The sequence below is a fragment of the Aeromonas sp. ZOR0001 genome (genome assembly GCF_000801015.1).
Classification (GTDB): domain Bacteria; phylum Pseudomonadota; class Gammaproteobacteria; order Enterobacterales; family Aeromonadaceae; genus Aeromonas; species Aeromonas veronii.
The window spans coordinates 1-631 of sequence record NZ_JRJY01000061.1 but is presented as its reverse complement, the minus strand read 5'-3'; the positions used below and the strand labels follow the sequence as shown (position 1 = coordinate 631).

Annotated in this window: 1 pseudogene; it reads left to right on the top strand. The window is 55.9% G+C overall.

Annotation, left to right across the window (positions count from 1 at the left end):
* A pseudogene (locus tag L972_RS20710) lies at positions 1 to 631 on the top strand (IS3 family transposase); the annotation flags it as partial.

Sequence of the window (631 nt, the reverse complement as noted above, 5' to 3'; positions counted from 1 at the left end):
CGCTGGGTCCAGCAGCTTCAATCCGAACGCTGTGGTACAACCCCAATCAGCAAAGCGCTGACACCAGAGCTGCAGAAAATTCAGGAGCTGGAAGCCCGTATCAACCGGCTCGAACGTGAAAAGGACATTCTAAAAAAGGCTACTGCTCTCTTGATGGCGGACGAGTTCACACGTACGCGCTGATAGACCGATTAAGGGAGCAAGCCCCCATCACTCTGGTCTGCTGCGCCTTCGATGTGCCCACCTCCTGTTTTTACGATTATCTGGCTCGCAGGCGGACGATTAACCGTGAGCGCATGCAACAGCGCTGTGAGTTGCGCCGTTTGTTCAAAGAAAGCCGGAACTCGGCAGGCAGCCGTGCCTTGATGTCGATGATGCGGGAGTTGGGATATCAGATTGGTCGATTCAAAGTACGTAACCTGATGAAGGAAGCCGGTCTGGTATCCAAGCAACCGGGCGCTCATCGCTATCAGGTGGCACAGTCTGAACGACCGGACATACCCAATCTGCTGGCCCGCGAATTTGATGTCCAGCAACCCAATCAGGTGTGGTGTGGCGATATCACCTACGTCTGGGCCGGTGGTCGCTGGCATTACCTGGCAGCGGTGCTTGACCTGCACACCCGGCGGGT